Annotated in this window: 12 protein-coding genes; all 12 read left to right on the plus strand. The window is 34.0% G+C overall.

Translation table 11 applies throughout. The annotated features are described in order from the left end of the window. Positions 1-94 precede the first annotated feature (94 nt). Positions 95-1,165 carry a magnesium/cobalt transporter CorA gene (corA, locus tag JE46_RS11590; RefSeq protein WP_031455448.1) on the plus strand — a complete coding sequence of 357 codons (1,071 nt, stop codon included), beginning with the start codon at positions 95-97 and terminating at the stop codon, positions 1,163-1,165. A 50-nt stretch (positions 1,166-1,215) separates the two neighbouring features. Further along, positions 1,216-3,309, plus strand: coding sequence for a phosphate acetyltransferase (pta, locus tag JE46_RS11595; RefSeq protein ID WP_031455449.1), 2,094 nt, complete (start codon positions 1,216-1,218; stop codon positions 3,307-3,309). Positions 3,310-3,383: 74 nt separating this feature from the next. Then, positions 3,384-4,580 (plus strand): acetate/propionate family kinase, encoded by a 1,197-nt coding sequence (locus tag JE46_RS11600; protein WP_031455450.1) that lies wholly within the window; start codon positions 3,384-3,386, stop codon positions 4,578-4,580. A gap of 11 nt (positions 4,581-4,591) precedes the next feature. Next, complete coding sequence (locus JE46_RS11605; protein WP_031455451.1) at positions 4,592-5,173, plus strand: hypothetical protein; 582 nt, start codon at positions 4,592-4,594, stop codon at positions 5,171-5,173. Positions 5,174-5,245: 72 nt separating this feature from the next. Then, positions 5,246-7,990, plus strand: coding sequence for a helix-turn-helix and ligand-binding sensor domain-containing protein (locus JE46_RS11610; protein WP_031455452.1), 2,745 nt, complete (start codon positions 5,246-5,248; stop codon positions 7,988-7,990). Between the two features lie 243 nt (positions 7,991-8,233). Beyond that, positions 8,234-11,257 carry a SusC/RagA family TonB-linked outer membrane protein gene (locus JE46_RS11615; protein ID WP_031455453.1) on the plus strand — a complete coding sequence of 1,008 codons (3,024 nt, stop codon included), beginning with the start codon at positions 8,234-8,236 and terminating at the stop codon, positions 11,255-11,257. Between the two features lie 4 nt (positions 11,258-11,261). Then, positions 11,262-12,749: a RagB/SusD family nutrient uptake outer membrane protein gene (locus tag JE46_RS11620; protein ID WP_031455454.1), complete on the plus strand. Its 1,488-nt coding sequence runs from the start codon at positions 11,262-11,264 to the stop codon at positions 12,747-12,749. Positions 12,750-12,816: 67 nt separating this feature from the next. Further along, entirely contained in the window at positions 12,817-14,190 is a 1,374-nt protein-coding gene (locus JE46_RS11625; RefSeq protein ID WP_031455455.1) for a glucoamylase family protein, read from the plus strand. A gap of 11 nt (positions 14,191-14,201) precedes the next feature. Then, positions 14,202-14,909: a carboxylesterase family protein gene (locus JE46_RS11630; RefSeq protein WP_031455456.1), complete on the plus strand. Its 708-nt coding sequence runs from the start codon at positions 14,202-14,204 to the stop codon at positions 14,907-14,909. Between the two features lie 183 nt (positions 14,910-15,092). Further along, positions 15,093-17,393, plus strand: a complete 2,301-nt coding sequence (bglX, locus tag JE46_RS11635; RefSeq protein WP_031455457.1) for a beta-glucosidase BglX — start codon at positions 15,093-15,095, stop codon at positions 17,391-17,393. A gap of 88 nt (positions 17,394-17,481) precedes the next feature. Continuing rightward, positions 17,482-18,258, plus strand: a complete 777-nt coding sequence (locus tag JE46_RS11640; protein WP_031455458.1) for a glycerophosphodiester phosphodiesterase family protein — start codon at positions 17,482-17,484, stop codon at positions 18,256-18,258. A 116-nt stretch (positions 18,259-18,374) separates the two neighbouring features. After that, on the plus strand, positions 18,375-20,279 hold the full coding sequence (locus JE46_RS11645; protein WP_031455459.1) for a discoidin domain-containing protein: 1,905 nt from the start codon (positions 18,375-18,377) through the stop codon (positions 20,277-20,279). Positions 20,280-20,291 lie beyond the last annotated feature (12 nt).

Consider the following 20,291-nt stretch of genomic DNA (forward strand, 5'->3'; position numbering starts at 1 on the left):
TTTGAATTACGAACAATATCTTCATATCAAAATGATAATTGTCATTTCCTTTTCGAATTCTTTTTTGTAATATTACTATAATAAATAATTTTTGATGCGTAAGATAAAATACAAAGAAGGCCGCAAGCTACAGCATACCACCTTAGAGTATACAGGGGCTCATAAAGATCACGAATCAGAAATGCAGCTTTTTGTATATAATGATGCTGATGTTGTTGAATATGAAAAGTTTACTGTGTTAGCCTTAAATTCCTGTTTTGATTATACCAAAAATAATTGGCTAAATATTCACGGATTAAACAATATTGATCTCATTAAAACAATCGGGGATCATTTTAAGCTGGATGACTTTTTACTTGCCGATATTTTAAACACAACAAAAAGAACAAAGCTGGAAGAACAGCAGGATGTTTTATTTTTCAATATTAAATCACTTTTACCTTCAGAATATTCAGACGGACTTAAAGTAGAGCAGCTTAGTTTTATTTTAAAAGACGGAATCCTGATTTCGTTTCAGGAAAAGCGAAGTGACTTCTTTACACATATCCGGGAACGCATTCGCACCCATGCCGGAATTGTAAGGACTAAAAAAGTAGATTATCTGCTTTATTTATTGTTGGATGCGGTAATGGAAAACTTTTATATTACAATTGAAGATGAAGAAGATAATATTGAGGAATTAATTGATTTGACCAAAAAAGGAGCTGATCCGATTATTCTGGAAAAGATTGAAAATCACCGTGATAATTTTAACTTTTTAAAGCGTGCAATTGTGCCGCTTCGGGATTCCTTGTATTATTTGAAAACAATCAAAGACGATGATACAAACTCCCTTATTCAAAAAGAGACATTTAATTTCTTTGTAAGGCTGCATCAAAAAAGTCTGGAGCTTTTAGAGCAAATCGATTCAGACATGAGTTCTTTGGAAAGTGCTTCAAATTTTTATTTTTCAGAACAAAGCAGGAAAATGAATGAAATAATGAAAACGCTGACCATCATTTCGGCCATATTTATTCCGCTTACTTTTATTGTTGGAGTTTACGGAATGAATTTTGAAAACATGCCGGAACTGAAAACAGAAAACGGCTATTTTATTGTTATAGGAACCATGTTTTTATTGGTTATAGCCTTGATTATTTATTTCAAAAAGAGACGTTGGTTTTAAATGTTCAGCATTAGAATTCAAATACATTTATTAGTATCAAAATATAAATTATGAGTAAAGCAATCTATATTGCCACAAGCGACCAAAATAGCGGAAAATCAATTATCACACTCGGTTTGATGAGTATTCTGATCGGTAAAACAGCAAAAGTTGGTTATTTCAGACCTATTATTGAAGATTTTGTCGATGGAGAACAGGACAATCATATTGAGACAGTACTTTCTCATTTTAATCTTGATATCCAATTTGAAGATGCATATGCCATCACCAAAAGTAAATTAATCAAGAAGAAAAATAAAGGCAAAATAGGGGAGGTTTTAGATTTAATTATCGAAAAGTATAAAAAACTTGAAGAACGTTTTGATTTTGTTTTGGTAGAAGGAACGAGTTTCACGGGCGAAGGAACTTCAATTGAATTGGATCTTAATGTTTTGATTGCTAAAAACCTCGGAATTCCAACTATAATTATTGGTTCAGGAGTTGGTAAAACATTAGAGGAACTATTGGATAGTCTGTATCTGGTTTATGATTCTTTCAAAGTAAAAGAAGTCGAAGTCTTATCTGTTTTTGCCAACAAAGTCCAGCCGGAAAATATTGAACTGGTAACTAAAAGTCTTAAGAAAACTTTGCCAGACAATGTTCTGATCAATACGATTCCGCTAATTTCGAGTTTAAATAATCCGACCATGCAGGAAATCGTTAATGAACTTGATGCAAAGGTTTTATTTGGAGAAAATTACCTCAATAATGAAATTGGACATTTTAGTGTTGGAGCCATGCAGCTGCACAATTATCTTGTTCACCTTCATGATAATGCTTTGGTAATTACTCCGGGAGATCGTTCGGATATTATTTTAGGAGCTTTGCAGGCAAATGAATCGGCTAATTATCCAGCTGTTTCAGGGATTATCCTGACAGGGAATATTCTTCCGGAAGAAAGTATTTTGAAATTGATTGAAGGACTCTCAGCCATTGTTCCGATTATTGCTGTTGACGGCGGAACGTATCATATTACAAATAAAATTGGTGCAATTCGATCTGAAATTTATGCCAATAACACCCACAAAATTGAAACCTCAATTACAACATTCGAAAAATATGTTGATAATGATGCCTTATCTGAGAGATTAATCACTTTTGTACCTGAAGGAATGACTCCGAAAATGTTTCAGTACAATATGGTTAAAAGAGCTAAACAGCATCGCAAACATGTTGTTTTACCTGAGGGAAATGATGATAGGATTATCATTGCTGCTTCAAGATTATTAGATATGGATGTAGTCGATATTTCGATTATTGGAGATAAAAGACAAATTGAAAATAAAGTGACAGAACTCGGAATTTCGTTTGATTTTTCTAAAGTTAATATTATCAATCCAATAGAATCTGAGTTTTATGAAGAGTATGCCCATACCTATTATGAGCTTCGAAAGGCGAAAAATGTAAGCATCACAATGGCAAGGGATTTAATGGAGGATGTTTCGTATTTCGGAACAATGATGGTTTATAAAGGTCACGCTGACGGAATGGTTTCAGGAGCCGCACATACGACACAGCATACCATTTTACCGGCATTACAATTCATTAAAACCAAACCCAATTCATCAGTAGTTTCATCCGTATTTTTTATGTGTCTGGAAGACAGGGTTTCTGTTTTTGGAGATTGTGCCATCAATCCAAATCCAACTGCGGAACAATTAGCAGAAATTGCTATTTCATCAGCAGATTCAAGTTCAGCTTTCGGGATTGAACCAAAAATAGCGATGCTTTCCTATTCTTCCGGTTCATCAGGAAAAGGGGATGAAGTGGAAAAAGTTCGTACTGCGACCGAAATCGTAAAACAAAAACGACCGGATTTAAAGATTGAAGGGCCAATTCAGTACGATGCTGCTGTAGATCGTGCCGTAGGGAAAAGTAAAATGCCGGATTCTGAAGTTGCAGGGCAGGCGAGTGTGCTTATTTTTCCGGATTTAAATACAGGTAATAATACTTACAAAGCCGTTCAGCGTGAAACCGGAGCTTTGGCAATTGGACCAATGTTACAAGGTTTAAACAAACCTGTAAACGATTTGAGCCGTGGCTGTACCGTTGATGATATTATAAATACGGTTGTTATTACGGCGATTCAGGCACAGGGATTGTAATTGAAGTTAAAAGTTAGAAGTAAAATGTTATTCGGTTTTTTCGTTTAGCAACAAATAGAAATAGAATTAAAAAAATGAAAATATTAATAATAAACTCAGGAAGTTCATCAATAAAGTATCAATTAATGGTTATGCCGGAAAACGAAGTAATTTGTACCGGAATGATTGACAGAATTGGTTTAGAAAGTTCGAATGTTACTTTTAAGGCTTCATCAAATTCATATGAAGAAACCGTACCAATTGCGACTCACAAAATAGGTCTGCAAAAAGTAGCCAATATGCTGTTGGATGATCAAAAAGGAGTTATTAAATCGACTTCTGAAATCGATGCTGTAGGGCACCGTGTGGTTCATGGCGGAAGTACTTTTACAGAAACCGTAAAAATCGACGAAAAAGTAAAAGCAAAAATCAAACAGCTTTTTGACCTTGCTCCATTGCACAATCCTGCAAATTTAGAAGGAATTAATGTAGCTGAAGAAATTTTTAATTCTGCTGTTCAAATTGCTGTTTTCGATACTGCTTTTCATCAAACCATACCCGAAGTAGCGTATAAATTTGCAATTCCGAATAAATTGTTAACAGAAAGCAGGATTCGCGTTTATGGTTTTCACGGTACAAGTCATAAATATGTATCTGAAAAAGCAATTGAATTTTTAAGAGAACATAATAAACCATTTCAAAATATAATTACTATTCATTTAGGAAACGGCTGTAGTATGACGGCTGTTAAAGATGGTAAAAGTATTGACCATTCTTTTGGATTTGGTCCTACAAATGGTCTGATAATGGGTACCAGAGCAGGTGATGTTGATCAGTCGGTTATTTTTTATATGCAAAATTCATTAGGATATTCTTTGGAAGAAATAAATAACATTCTGCAAAAACAAAGCGGAATGCTTGGACTTACCGGTTATAGCGATCTGCGTGATATTGAAGGACAGGCTGAAAAAGGAAATAAAGAATGCCAGCTGGCTTTGTTTATGAATGCTTATCGTATTAAAAAATTTATTGGCTCCTATGCTGCTGCTCTAAATGGTTTGGACGCGATTGTATTTACGGCTGGAATTGGTGAAAATTCATCCTATATGCGAAAACTGGTTTGTACTGATATGAGCTATTTTGGAATAAAGCTGGATGAAGATAAAAATCAAATGCGTTCTAAAGAAAACAGAGCTATAAACAGTCCGGATTCTAAAGTGAAAATTTTGATAGTTCCAACTGATGAGGAATTTGAAATTGCCAATCAGGTTTATCATTTATTGGAGAATTAAATTCTAATTTTATGAATCAATTATTCAAAATTTATATTTTATTTATTTTTGGATTTTTATCAAGTAATTCTTTTTGTCAAAACTATAATCATGTAGTTTTTGAGGTATATGGGGATTTAAATAAAGATGGTTTAAATGATTTAGTACTTGTAAAAGAAGATAATAAAGACAAGCATAATCCATTTTTGTTAGAAATTAAATTTCAGGGAAAAGATAAAAGCTATCGTACTGTCTTAAGTTCAGAAACGGCAGTAGTTGATAAATTTCCCGGAGAAGATAACATGACTATATGTTTGTTAGAAAGTATTGAAATAAAAAAAGGAATATTAATTTTTAATCAAAGTTTAATACGAGGAACATTTACACATAAATTTAGATTTCAGAAAAATCAATTTGAGTTGATAGGTATACATTTTAATAGTGCCAATCCCGGATACTTTCTAACTGTTGATTATAATCTTTCAACGGGAAAAATGATAGAAATAAAAAAAGCGTATGAAACAGATAAAATAATCGAGAATAATACAACAATAGAAAAAATTACACCTTTGCCAAATCTCAAAAAGTTTGATCCTTTAAATTATTTGTATTAATACTTGTCGTAAAAAGTATCATCTTTCTAAATTAAATATTTGTCAGTATATTTGAGTTTAAATCCGAATACTTTGAAATCGATACTCTTAAAATTATTTTTCTTCTTTTTCATTACCTCTCAAATTCAATCGCAAGAATTACTTCCCTTTGTAGAAAATTATAGTAAGTCCAATTATCAGGGCGACAATCAGATCTGGAATGTCGTTCAGGGAAAAGATAACGCCATGTATTTTGCCAACAATCATTACTTACTACGATATGATGGCGTAATATGGGAAAAATATACTTTGCCAAACAAAACAATCATCCGTTCCATTATGATTGAAGGCGATAAAATCTATTCAGGTTCTTATAAGGAATTTGGTTATTGGTACAGAAAAGAAGGTAAAATGCATTATGTTTCAATTACCAAAAAACTACGCTTATTTGCTGAAAAAGACAATGAGGAAATTTGGAAAATATTCAGATATAACGGTTCGTTATATTTTCAATCCTTTAATGATGTTTTTATTTATGATGGAAAACATATTAAAAAAATCAAATTTCCATTTTTAATATCGTACTGTTTTGTGGTGGATAAAGAGCTTTTTGTTGCTTCTGTCGATAAAGGACTTTTTAGAATGGATGGTTCCCGAATTGCAAATCCAAAAGGCTGGAATATTTTAAAGAACACAGTCGTTCATGCAATCGAAAAACACAAAGGCAAAACTTATATTTTTACCCAAAAGAAAGGAATTTTTATTATAGAAAAATCAGGTTTGATTCCTTGGAATAATCCCTTAAACGAAACATTAAAAGTAAACGGAATCAATGTCGCGAGGTTTATTAAAAATAACAAATTAGTTATCGGAACCGGAAACAAAGGAGTTTATATTTATGATTTTAATTCAGCGACATACAAAAATATAGACCGAAATAATGTGTTGATGAACAACTCAGTTCTGTGTATTGGCTTTGATAAAGAAAATGATTTATGGCTTGGTCTGGATAACGGTATAGCACACGTTGAAGTGAATTCACCCATATCTATTTTTTATGACAATTCAGGAATTTTAGGTTCGGTATATTCCGTTGCAACCACCAATAAAGGATATTTAATTGCTTCAAATCATGGTGTTTTTGAATTTGATTCAGGTAAATTCAAAATGATGCCCAATACACAAGGACAGGCCTGGAATATTACTAAAATTGAAAATAAATACATCATTGGACATAATGACGGAACTTTTTGCTATGAAAATGGTTCTTTAGTTAAAACAAATAATATTAGCGGTGGCTGGAATTTATCAAAAAGCAGTATTAACAATACTTGTTTTCAATCTACTTATAGTGGGATTTTGGCATATGATGATATTTCAAAATTAAGTGATTATAAAAAAATTAAAGATATTTCAAAGCCTATAAAATATGTAGCTCAAAATAAAAAAAATGAAATTTTTGCTGCAGATAATTATCGTGGTTTATATCGTGTTGTGTATAGTGATGATTATCAGACTGAAAAGGTTGAAAATATCACCCAGCAGAGTAAAATACAAAATGATTTTGGGGTTAAGATTTTTGAATTTAGAAATGAAATTTTGTTTCTAATTGATAATTCATGGTTTACCTATAATTCAATTACCAATAAATTGGAAGAAAATGAATTGTTTAATACTAATTTTAAAAATATAACAGATGTAGTAGCAATTGATGAAAATCATTTTATGGTACTTCAGGAAGGTATTTTGTACCATATTTATGCTGTCGAAAATAAATTTGTCTGGAATATTATTCAGGAAAAATATTACAAAGGAAAACTCATAAATGACAATTTAAGGATTTTTAAAACTCAGAATCACTATTTACTGAATCTGGATGACGGATTTATTTCTCTTCAGCTTAAATATGAAAATAAGCAAAATACACATGTTAAAATTGAAGCATTTAATAACGGAATACTGCTTCCCGATGATTCTAAAATTAAATACAATACCGAATTAAGAATTAATGTAATATCAGGAATTTACGGAGCCAGTAAGCCTAATTTATTTTATAAAATCAATAAAAGTAATGATTTTGTACCCATTTCCGATGGCTTAATTGTACTGAATAATCTAAGTAGTGGTAATCATACCATTGTCGTTTATAAACATGACGGAGCCAATTATGATAAGGTCTGTAATTTCGATTTTAAAGTAGCCCAGCCCTGGTATTTTTCTGTTTGGATGATTTTATTATATCTCTTATTAGTAGGGGCAGTTTTGTTTTTTTATTATAAGTGGAATAAATTTCGCTATATGCAAAAACTGGAATTGCAGGCAGAAGAAGAAAGACATCAAAGGAAAATTCTGGAAATGGAATTAAAGGCCGAAAACGAACTCAATATTCAGGAATACGAAAAACACATTCTTGAACTCGAACTGCAAACTAAATCATCTGAAGTTGCCGGAAAATCATTATCTATTGCCAAACAAAGTGAAATGATTGAAAATATTCAGAGTATTCTGGATTCTGAAAAAGATTTTAATAAACTGAAAAGTGAAATTAAAAAAGCAATTAAGATCAATGAAGTCAATAAACATGAATGGGAAATCTTTGAAACCAATTTGAATCAGATTCATAATGAATTTATCATTAACCTTTCGAAGAAATTCCCAAACCTGACTCCTAAGGATATTAAGTTATGCGTTTATCTAAAAATGAATCTTTCCTCTAAAGAAATTGCACCGCTGATGAACATATCATTCAGAGGTGTTGAACTACACAGATATCGCCTAAGAAAGAAGTTAAATCTATCTCAGGAGGATAATCTTTCTAAGTTTTTATTAAGTCTGTAAGATTTTGGTTTGTTTTTTATACAAATACTATTTTTTCAATCCTTTTTTTACATTATTACAATACATCATTACTACATCATAACATTGTGTTGATGAAATTTATTTAATAATTAAGTTGTTGTTTTAAAAGGTTTTAATTGTATTATAAGAGTGTGTGATGTGGTTGTGTAGTAGTACTATATGATGTACTCAAACGTTGTAATTGTTTAATTTGGCTCTACTAACTTAAACGATTTAAACTGTATGAAAAATTTTATTTTTAGCTTTCTGGCTCTCTTGCTTTTACCGGCTTATATGTCGGGTCAGGCAATAAAAGGAAAAGTAATAGATAATAGCGGAATGGGAATCCCCGGAGCAATTATTAGTGCCCCTCAATCCAAAACTACTGCCGATGCTGATTTCGACGGAAATTTTACAATTAATGCCAAACCAGGTGAAATTCTAAAGATTTCGATGCTGGGCTTCGATGCTGTTTCTGTAGCAGCAACTTCCGGTTTAATGACAATTACTTTAAAAGAAGCAGGCGATACTGCTTTAAAAGAAGTAGTAGTAATTGGATATGGTACCAGAAAGAAAATTGACAATACGTCTGCCATTACTTCATTAAAAGCAGAAGATGTCACAAGAACAAAGGTATTAAATGCTTCTCAGGCTATTCAGGGGAAAGCTGCAGGGGTTCAGGTAACTTCTTCAGATGCACCAGGGAGTACACCTTCTGTAGTCATTAGAGGTTTGGGTACTGCATTAGGAGGCAGAAATCCTTTATATATTGTTGATGGCATGCCAACGGAAAACATCAATAATATCAATACAAATGATATTACTTCTTATGAAATACTAAAAGATGCTTCGTCCCTTGCTATTTATGGTACAAGAGCAGCAAATGGGGTTATCATTATTACTACTAAAAAAGGTAAAGGAGATAAAGTTTCTGTAGAAATTGAAAGTTTTGGCGGTATCAGAACACCGCTTAAGAAAGTAAGAATGGCAGATTCTAATCAATATGCAAGCTATTCTAACGCCTCTTTAGGCACAAACAGATTCTCTACAAATCAGCCTGTTAATACAGATTGGTTTGATGAAATTACAAGAACGGGTACTTATACTCAAAATAATATTTCTATTTCCGGAGGTTCAGAAAGTGTTAAATACTTTTTTAGCGCAGGTAACTATCAGGAAAAGGCGATTCTTAACGGCTTAGATTACAGCCGTACAAATTTTAGAAATAACAATGAATTTAAACTTTCTAAAAAAATCACTTTAAATCAGAACTTTAGCTTTACATCGGCTAATTCTACACCAAAACCATTAAGCGCATTTACAAATGCTTACAAACAGTCATCAATTGTGCCGGTGCGTTTTGCAAATGGTCAATATGGTGCTCCTTTTGCAGATGCAAGCGGAGTGGCAAGCCCAATAGGTACTTCATTTAATAATGTTGGAAATCCTGTATCACAATTAGATTTTTATAATGAAGAACAAAGAAGTATTACCCTTCAGGGTGGTTTGAAACTGGATTATGAAATCTTAAAAGGCTTAAAGTTTACTTCACAATTTAATGGTGAATACTATACCTGGAAAAATTATAATTTCGAGGATACTAAAAATGTTTGGTTAGCGGCTAATCCAACCCGTAAAGATGCTGATTATTCAAGTACTGATCCTATTAATTTATTAACGAGAGGCAGAGAACAGTATTTTAACTGGAACCTGTCTAACTATTTTACTTATAATAAAGTATTTGCTAATGTTCACGATGTAGAATTAACAGCAGGTATTGAAACTTCTGTAAAAGGGCCAAGAGAAAAATTGGTAATCACCAGAAAAAATGTGAGTCCTGATTCTAACTATTGGTCTTTATATAATGCGACAGATGCAGAAGGTGTTGATTACTCTGGTACTGTTACAAATTTACAGGATATTGTTTTCAATGAAAGTAAATTAGCATCTTATTTTGGACGTTTCCAATACAAATTAATGGACAGATACTTAGTAACCGGAACTATTAGACGTGACGGATCTTCAAATTTTGCAAAAGATTACCGTTGGGGAACTTTCCCTTCTGTAGGTCTTGGATGGATTATGACTAAAGAAAGTTTTCTGACAGATGTTAAAGGAGTTGACTTAATCAAATTAAGAGGTAGCTGGGGTAAATTGGGTAACCAAAATGTACCATTAAACAGTCAAAGTTATAATTCGGGTTTAAACAGTTATTTAGGAGGTTCAATTTTATATGAAGGATCAAGTATAACTTCTCAAATTGACCCGTCTTTAACATGGGAAATTACTGAAGAGGCTTCTGCAGGTGTAGATTTCGAACTTTTGGGCAACAGATTAAAAGGATCTTTCGATGTTTATGACAAAAATACAGATAATGTAATTTTATATGTAAAACCTTATCCGACTTCTGGAATTACAACGGCTTCTCCTTCTCATGTTGGTGAAGTTTCAAACAAAGGTTTTGAAATTGCTTTACGTTGGGATGATAAAATTAATGATAATTTAAGTTACTGGGTTGGTGGTAACTTCTCTCACAACAAAAATGAGCTTACAAGCTTAAAAGATGTTTCATTATCTCAGGTTATTGGAGGTAATTTAGGAAATGGTCAGGATACCAAATTATTATACAACAACTCAATTGGCCAGCCATTAGGTAGTTTTTATCTTTATGAATATGCAGGTGTAGATCCGGCAAATGGAAACATGCTTTATTACGATTTTACTGGTGCTAAAGTAACTCAGGATGCTTTATCTGCAACAACTGATAAAAAATACGCAGGTTCAATTTTACCAAAAGCAAACTACGGAGTTTCTTTAGGACTTGTTTACAAAAACATTGATTTTTCAGTTGACGGATATGGGACTGGCGGAGCAAAAGTGTACAATGGTAAAAAAGCACAGCGTTTTGGAGGTGAAAACATCGAAGCTTCTATGACAAATGATTATTGGACGGCAACAAATACAACATCTCAGAATCCAGCACCATTTAATATTGTTCCGGTTGCTTCAACTTATTATATGGAATCTGCAGATTTCTTTAGAATCAACAATATCACTGTAGGGTACAAACTTCCTCTTAAAGAAGATCAATTTATTAGTTCTTGCAGAATTTATTTTAATGCAATTAACCCGTTTATTACACAAAAATATTCTGGTTTTTCTCCTGAGTTAAATGGAGATGGTAATCCTTATGGAACACAAGGTGTTGAACTGGATGCTTACCCAACATTAAGATCATTTGTAATTGGTGCTAATTTAAAATTTTAATATTATGAAAAAAATATATATATCAATCTTCGTGTTATCGGCATTAACTTTTACAGGATGTGCAGATGATTACCTGGATGTTAAACAAACTGAGACTATTTCTACAGATGATATTGAGTTATTTAACAATGACAGCGGAGCAAAAACCTTTGTTACTTCAATCTACAGTAAATTTTTAGATTGGGACATGAGTTCATTCGGATGGATTGGCCTGGCAAGTATTACATCTGATGATGCTGATAAAGGTTCAACTCCAAGTGATACAGGTACTGATAAAGATGTTTTGGATGCCTTAACTTATAATGCATCAAATCCATCTGCTGAAAGTACTTTTAATGCAAACTATGATGGAATCAATAGATGTAATCAGGCATTAGCGATTCTTCCTAAATTAGACAAAGCTGATCCTGCATTAAAAGAAAGATTAATGGCTGAGGCAAAATTTTTAAGAGCTTTCATGTACTTTACTTTAGTGAAATGTTACGGAGGAGTGCCAATTGTAGATCACGTTTCCAGTATTCCATTATCAGCAGAAGATAAAGCAATGCAGTTAACTCGTAAAACAGCTGCTGAAGTGTATGCTTTTATTGAAAAAGATTTAACTGAGGCTGCAGCAGTTTTACCAAATAAATCTGAATATGCTGATGCTGAAAAAGCGAGAGCTTCAAAAGGAGCAGCTTATGCTTTATTGGCAAAAGTAAGTCTGTATCAGAAAAAATGGCAAGACGTCGTAGATAACTGTAATCTGGTTACAGGATATAGCATATCTCCCGATTATGCAAAAATGTTCAGACTTGAAGGAGAAAATGATGGGGAATCTATTTTTGAAATAAACGGGAATGGTGCAGTACCAACTCGTGGAATTCAGGGGTATTCTAATACTCAAGGCGTTCGTGATGCATGGGGATGGGGATTTAATCAGCCTTCTCAAAGTTTAGTAAATGCTTATGAAGCCGGAGATGTTAGAAAAGAGGCGACGATAATTTTTAGAGGTACAACCTTATATGATGGAAGAGTAATTCCAGTAGTTAGTGCAGACGATCCTAATCCGAGATATAATTATAAAGCTTATTCTTCTGCCTATACAAGTGCATGGGAAACAGATGCTAATATTAAATATTTAAGATATGCTGAAGTTTTATTAATGAAAGCAGAAGCTTTAAATGAATTAGGGCAAACTTCAGAAGCTATTCCTTTGTTGAATCAAATCAGACACAGAGCCGGATTAGGCGATACTCCTGCGACTTCGCAGTCAGCGGTTAGAACTGCAATCTGGAAAGAAAGAAGAGTTGAATTGGCTTTTGAATTTGACAGATTCTTTGATCTTGTCAGAACAGGACAGGCCAAAGCTGCTTTTGAAGCAGATAAGAGCGATATTTTCCCTAATGGAAGAGTCTTTACAGAAGGAAAAAATGAATTGTTCCCAATACCGGCATCATTCTTATTACAAGCCAACGGCTTATCGCAACAAAATCCGGGATATCCGAATTAACAGCATTAAATCACTTCCTTCAGATTTTCCGGAGGAAGTGTATTTACCATAATCTTAAATTTTTATAATGATTAGAATTTCAGTCTTATTATTAGTTTTTAGCTTTTTTGGTTGTGGATCTAATTCCGAAAAATCCAAAGAAAATGAAGGAAAAAATACTGCAACTGTAATATTAACAGATGAACAGCTTATTGATGCCGTTCAAAAACAAACATTCAAATATTTCTGGGATTATGCAGAACCCAATTCAGGATTAGCACGAGAACGTTATCATCCAGATGGGAATTATCCTGAAAATGATTCGAATATTGTAACCACAGGCGGTTCAGGTTTTGGATTAATGGTTTTGGTTTCAGGTATGGCTCAAGGTTATATTACCAAAGAACAAGGAGTCGAAAGACTGAACAAGATTGCAATTTTTTTAGACAAAGCAGATCGTTTTCACGGAGCATGGCCACATTGGATTGACGGAAATACAGGAAAGGTAAAACCTTTTGGAACCAAGGATAATGGTGGCGATTTAGTTGAAACTTCATTTTTGGTTGCGGGAATGATTACGGTTCGTGAATATTTTAAAGATGGCTCTGAAAAAGAAAAAGCAGTTGCTCAAAAATTTGATGCACTTTGGAAAGGGGTAGAATGGAACTGGTATACAAACAACAAAAATGTATTGTATTGGCACTGGTCGCCAAACTACGCATGGCAGATGAATTTTCCATTACAAGGATACAATGAGTGTTTAATTACGTATGTGATGGCTGCCTCTTCACCAACTCATTCAATTGATGCAAAAGCATATCATGAAGGATGGGCCAGAAGTGGCGATATAGTTTCTTCAAAAACAAAATATAATATTCCACTTATTTTAAAACACAATGGTGCAGAAGAATTTGGTGGACCGTTATTCTGGGCACATTATTCTTACTTAGGTCTGGATCCGAATCAGTTAAGCGATAAATATGCTAATTATTGGGATTTAAATGTAAATCAGACCAAAATCAACTATGAGTATTGTGTCGAAAACCCTAACAAAATCAAGGATTATGGACCGAATTATTGGGGGTTAACAGCATCCTATTCCAGAAATCCAGACGGTTCTATTGGTTACAATGCTCACATGCCAAGTAACGATCAGGGGGTTATTTCGCCTACAGCAGCCATAAGTTCTATTGTTTATACTCCAAAAGAATCATTGGCTTTGATACGTAATTTATATGAAAATCATAAAAATGAAACCTGGGGAGATGCAGGCTTTTATGATGCAATTAGTTTAGGCAATAAGTGGGTGGCTAAACGTTATTTAGCAATAGACCAGGGACCAGAAGTTGTCATGATTGAAAATTACAGAACAGGTTTATTGTGGAAATTATTTATGAATGCACCGGAAGTAAAACAAGGTTTAACAAAACTTGGATTTAAATCTGGTAAATACGGAATTTAAATAGGTTTTTCATGAATTACAAAGTAACATTTTTATTGCTGTTATTTTCAATAGTTGGATTTTCCCAAAGTGAAACAACCGGAAAAATCAATACAGTCATACTATCAAAATATGAATTGGGTTATGCTTTGCATCGTCCAGCCAATCTGAAAGAGAAAAAGCCATTAATCGTTTTTATTTCAGGAGATGGAGAAAAAGGAACTGACATTGAAAAAGTAAAAATTAATGGCCCTTTTAAGTATTTAAAAACACATCAGTTAGATGCTTATGTTTTGGCTCCTCAATGCAAAGAAGATGAAAATTGGGATATTGAATCTATTTATCAACTTATTGTAAAAATTCAGAAAGAAAATAAAATCGATTCAGAAAGAATATATGTTACTGGTTTGAGCTCAGGAGGATGGGCTTCCTGGAATTTGGCTTTTGCACATCCGGATCTATTTGCCGCAAATGTACCTGTCGCTGGTTTTGTAGATTTAATTCAGTTAGAACACGCTTGCGCAATAGCCAATATTCCAACCAGAATTTATCACGGATTATTGGATGATGTAGTGAATGTGAATTATGCGATTACGATTTACAAAGAATTGAAAAAATGTAATGCAAAAGATGTCAGGCTGACCATTTTTGATGATGCAAATCACGATAGCTGGACAAGAGTTTATGACAATCCCGAAATTTATGACTGGATGTTTAAACAGATTAAAATCAATAAATAAAAATAAATACCACAGAATGAAAAATCGCCATTGTTCCGAACCAAAATAGGAATAGACAATGGCGATTATATAAAAGAATAAATATTATCTAATATGAAATGAGCATTACAGTAAATTGGTTTCAAACACCAATGAAAATATGCGAATTACATATGACAGATAAAAATCAATAAATATCTTCATATGAAAAAGAAATTAATCATACTCTTTTTAGGATGCACTATTTTAGGTTACACCCAAAAAAAGAACACTAAAAATGCTGTAAAAATAAAACCAAAGTCGGAGTTTGTGGCAGAGTTAATGTCAAAAATGACTTTAGATGAGAAATTAGGTCAGCTAAATTTACCAACATCGGGAGATATTACGACAGGTCAGGCAAACAGTTCGAACGTTGCAAAAAATATTGCTGAAGGTAAAGTAGGTGGGTTATTCAATATTAAATCGGTTCAAAAAATAAAAGAAGTACAGAAAATTGCGGTTGAAAAAAGCCGATTGAAAATTCCGTTGCTTTTTGGTATGGACGTGATTCACGGTTACGAAACCACATTTCCAATTCCGCTTGGATTATCCTGTACCTGGGATATGAAGCTAATTGAGAGAAGCGCGCAGATTGCTGCGCAGGAAGCAAGTGCTGATGGTATCAACTGGACATTTTCTCCTATGGTAGACATTTCGCGGGATCCTCGTTGGGGAAGGATTTCCGAAGGTTCAGGAGAAGATCCGTATTTAGGAAGCCAGATTGCAAAAGCAATGGTGAACGGGTACCAACAGCACGATCTTTCTAAAAACAATTCCATTTTAGCCTGTGTTAAACATTTTGCCTTATACGGAGCTCCGGAAGCTGGTCGTGATTATAATACAGTAGACATGAGCCACATCAGAATGTTTAACGATTATTTTCCGCCTTATAAAGCAGCGGTTGATGCGGGTGTAGGTTCAGTTATGGCTTCTTTCAACGAAATTGACGGAATCCCTGCAACCGGAAACAAATGGTTAATGACCGATGTTCTAAGAAAACAATGGGGTTTTAAAGGTTTTGTAGTTACTGATTTTACAGGAATTCCTGAAATGATTGAACACGGAATGGGAGATTTACAAACAGTTTCGGCTTTATCATTAAACGCCGGAGTTGAAATGGATATGGTTGGAGAAGGATTTTTAGGAACTTTGAAAAAATCTTTAGACGAGAAAAAAGTAACAATTCAGCAGATTGATAATGCTGTTAAATTGATTTTAGAAGCAAAATACGATTTAGGATTATTCCACGACCCATACAAATATTGTGATCCAAAAAGAGCCAAGACAGAAATCTTTACAACAGCTAGCCGAAAAGAAGCCCGTGAGATTTCAGCGCAGTCATTGGTTTTATTAAAAAATCAGCATCAGGTATTGCCTCTTAAGAAATCGGGAACTATTGCTCTGATCGGACCATTGGCAGATGCCAGAAACAATATGTCAGGAACCTGGAGTGTAGCCACTGTTGGCGAAAAATGTATTTCATTATTACAGGGAATTCAGGATGTAGCCGGAAAAGCTGTAAAAGTACTTTATGCAAAAGGAAGCAATTTAGATTACGATGAAACGTTTGAAACCAATGCTACAATGTTTGGTAAAACCTTAAATCGTGATGCCCGTCCTAAAGAACAATTAATTGCAGAAGCTTTAAAAGTTGCTGAACAATCTGATGTAATTGTGGCTGCCTTAGGAGAATCTGCTGAGATGAGCGGAGAATCCAGCAGCCGTACTAATTTAGAAATCCCACAGGCTCAAAAAGATTTACTGAATGCTTTGCTAAAAACTGGAAAACCTGTCGTTCTTGTTTTATTTGATGGCCGTCCTTTAGTTTTAAATGATGAAAGCGCAACAGTTCCTGCTATTTTAAACGTTTGGTTTGCCGGAAGTGAAGCAGGTCACGCCATTGCGGATGTTTTATTTGGAGACGTTAACCCTTCCGGAAAATTGACAACGACTTTCCCAAGAAGCGTGGGTCAGGTACCCATTTATTATGCACATAAAAATACAGGAAGACCGCTTTCTAATACAGAAGGAAAGTTCGAAAAGTTCAGGTCGAATTATATTGACGAAAGAAACGAGCCTTTATTTCCTTTTGGATTTGGTTTAAGTTATACGACTTTCGATTATTCAAACCTGAAAATATCTGCTGATAAAATGAATTCAACCGGAAAATTGAAAGTTACGGTTGAGGTAACAAACACCGGAAATTTTGATGGAAAAGAAACCGTTCAGTTATACATCAGAGATTTAGTGGGTTCAGTAACAAGGCCGGTTAGAGAACTAAAAGGTTTCCAAAAAATAGAGCTTAAAAAAGGAGAGAAACAAGCAGTAAGTTTTGACATTACTGTTGAAGATTTAAAATTTTATAACTCTGATTTACAATTTGTAGCAGAGCCCGGACAGTTTGAAATTTTCGTAGGAGGAAATTCGGCTGCCGATAAGAAAGTTAGTTTTGAGTTAACTAAATAATTGGTTTGTTATTAGTAATTGCCCTTCGTACTGGTTATACGAAGGGCTTTTTTTCTGAAATAAAAACCAATTTTAAATTCTTAAACAGATGAATACTTTTAAAAAAGTTTCTTTTTTGTTCGTGCTGATCGTTCTTTCTTCGTGCAGTATCAAAAAGAATGAAATTGTAGCACATAGAGGAGCCTGGAAAAAAAAGAATCTTCCTGAAAATTCAATTGCAGCTTTACGCCATGCAATCGATTTGAAATTTGCAGGTTCAGAATTTGACGTTTGGAGAACCGCTGATGATTCACTTGTAATCAATCACGACTCTCATTTCAATAAATTATTGATTGAAGAAACCAACTACGCTGATTTGATAAAATTTAAACTTTCAAATGGAGAAAAACTGCCAACCTTGCATGAATATATTTCTGAAGGAATGCAAAATAATAAAAAAACACTTTTGGTCTGCGAAATAAAACCTTCGGAAATTAGCCAAGAAAGAGGAAAAAAGACTGCTGTATTAACTGTTGAAATTATCAGGAAGCTGAAAGCAGATAAAAATACTTGCTACATTAGTTTTGACTATGAAATTCTAAAACAGATTCGGCAAATAGATCCTAAAACTTCTTTGCAATATCTGGAAGGAAATAAATCTCCGAAACAGGTAAAAGCAGATAATATCAACGGCATCGATTATCATTTTTCGGTCTTTAAAAAACATCCGGAATGGATTCAGGAAGCCAAAGACAGCAAAATGATTCTGAATGCATGGACCGTAAACGAACCTGGAGATATGGATTGGATTATAGCTCACAAATTCAATTACATCACCACAAATGAACCGGAGCTGTTAATTCAGAGGGTAAAAAGTAAAAAGTAAAAAGTAAAAAGTAAAAAGTAAAAAGTAAAAAGTAAAAAGTAAAAAGTAAAAAGTAAAAAGTAAAAAGTAAAACTGCTAATCACGAATAACAAGATTTTAAAAAATAAAATAAAGAAATGTATAAACTGTCTTCAATATTGCTTTTGTTGTTTTTGATAGCATTTAATATCAATCTCAGGGCACAAAAAACAGAATGGTTTGATCCTGTCAGAGCTGCAACAACGTATTGTAATCCAATAAATATTGGTTACAATTATACGACACACAATCACAACGGAATTCCGGAGTCCCGTCGTTCCAGTGCTGATCCGGTAATTATTACGTATAAAGGCGATTATTATTTATTTGCCACAAATCAGGCGGGTTTCTTTTGGAGTAAAGACATGTCCGACTGGAATTTCGTTTACGGAAGTTTTCAAAGACAACCTGGCGATGATGATCAGTGTGCTCCGGCAGCCTGGGTCGTAAATGACACTTTATTTTACGTAGGTTCAACATGGAAAAGAGATCATCCCATCTGGAAAACAGCCGACCCGAAATCAGGCAGATGGACACGTCACGTAGACAAAGCAATGCTGCCTACGTGGGATCCTGCTATTTTTCAGGACGATGACAAAAAAGTCTATATGTATTACGGTTCAAGCGGAAAACTGCCTCTTGTAGGTGTTGAGGTTGATTATAAAACCTGGCTTCCAAAAGGCAATCAGGCCGATTATGCAACATTGTATAAAGCGACTGAGGTAGAGGATATTCAGCGCCCGTATGGTCAGATTAAAGAAGTGGCTATATTAGATCCTTCAGCTCACGGCTGGGAGCGTTTCGGACCAAACAACGATATGGAACCTGCGCCCTGGGGGAATTTTATCGAAGGTGCCTGGATGACCAAGCATAATGGAAAATATTATATGCAATACGGAGCTCCTGCAACCGAATTTAAAGGCTATGCCAATGGTGTTCACGTAGGTGATCATCCGTTAGGGCCTTTTACCTATCAAAAACACAATCCAATGTCGTATAAACCGGGCGGATTTGTAATTGGTGCCGGACACGGAAATACTTTTGCAGACAATTATGGAAATTACTGGAATACCGGAACCTGCAAAATCTCTATTAAAGACCGTTTTGAGCGCCGTATCGATATGTTTCCTGCCGGATTTGATAAGGATGATGTTATGTATTCTATTACTTCATACGGCGATTTTCCAATCGTGCTTCCAACCAGTGAACGCGATCAGACAAAAGGCGCTTCATCAGGATGGATGTTACTTTCGTATAAAAAGCCTGTAACTGTTTCTTCTTCGGAAGAATGTATGGAAGTCGAAACACACCGAATGGATAATGGCGGAAAAAAAGTCTATGAGAAATTCTGCTACGGAGCTGAAAATTTGACGGATGAAAATATTCAGACGTATTGGTCGGCTAAAACCAATAATGCGGGTGAATGGCTTCAAATGGATTTGGGAAGACCTATGGAAATAAAGGCGTTGCAGATTAATTACGCAGATCATAAAGCAACACAGTTCAATAAAGCAATGGATATTTATTACCAGTACAAAATTTTCATGTCTGATGATGCTGTAAACTGGACATTGGTTGTAGACAAATCCAAAAATGATAAAGATGTGCCTCACGATTACGTAGAACTCACAAAATCGATTAAAGCGCGTTATATTAAAATGGAAAACATTCATAACGCTTCCGGATTATTTGCAATTTCAGATTTCAGGGTTTTTGGTAATGGATTAGCAGCAAAACCAAAAGCAGTTGCCTCTTTTAAAGTAAACAGAAATAAAACCGATTTAAGAAATGCCATAATTTCATGGAAAAAACAAAATGATGCAGTCGGATACAACATTTATTACGGAATTACTCCGGATAAATTATACAACAGCATTATGGTTTACGGAGACAACACGTATGATTTTAGAGGTCTCGATAAAGGCACAGAATATTACTTTACAATCGAAGCCTTTAATGAAAATGGAATCGGTATAAAAAATAAGATTATCGAAGTAAAATAATTTTTATTTAAA

The sequence above is a fragment of the Flavobacterium chungangense LMG 26729 genome, assembly GCF_000735715.2.
GTDB classification, from domain to species: Bacteria; Bacteroidota; Bacteroidia; order Flavobacteriales; family Flavobacteriaceae; genus Flavobacterium; species Flavobacterium chungangense.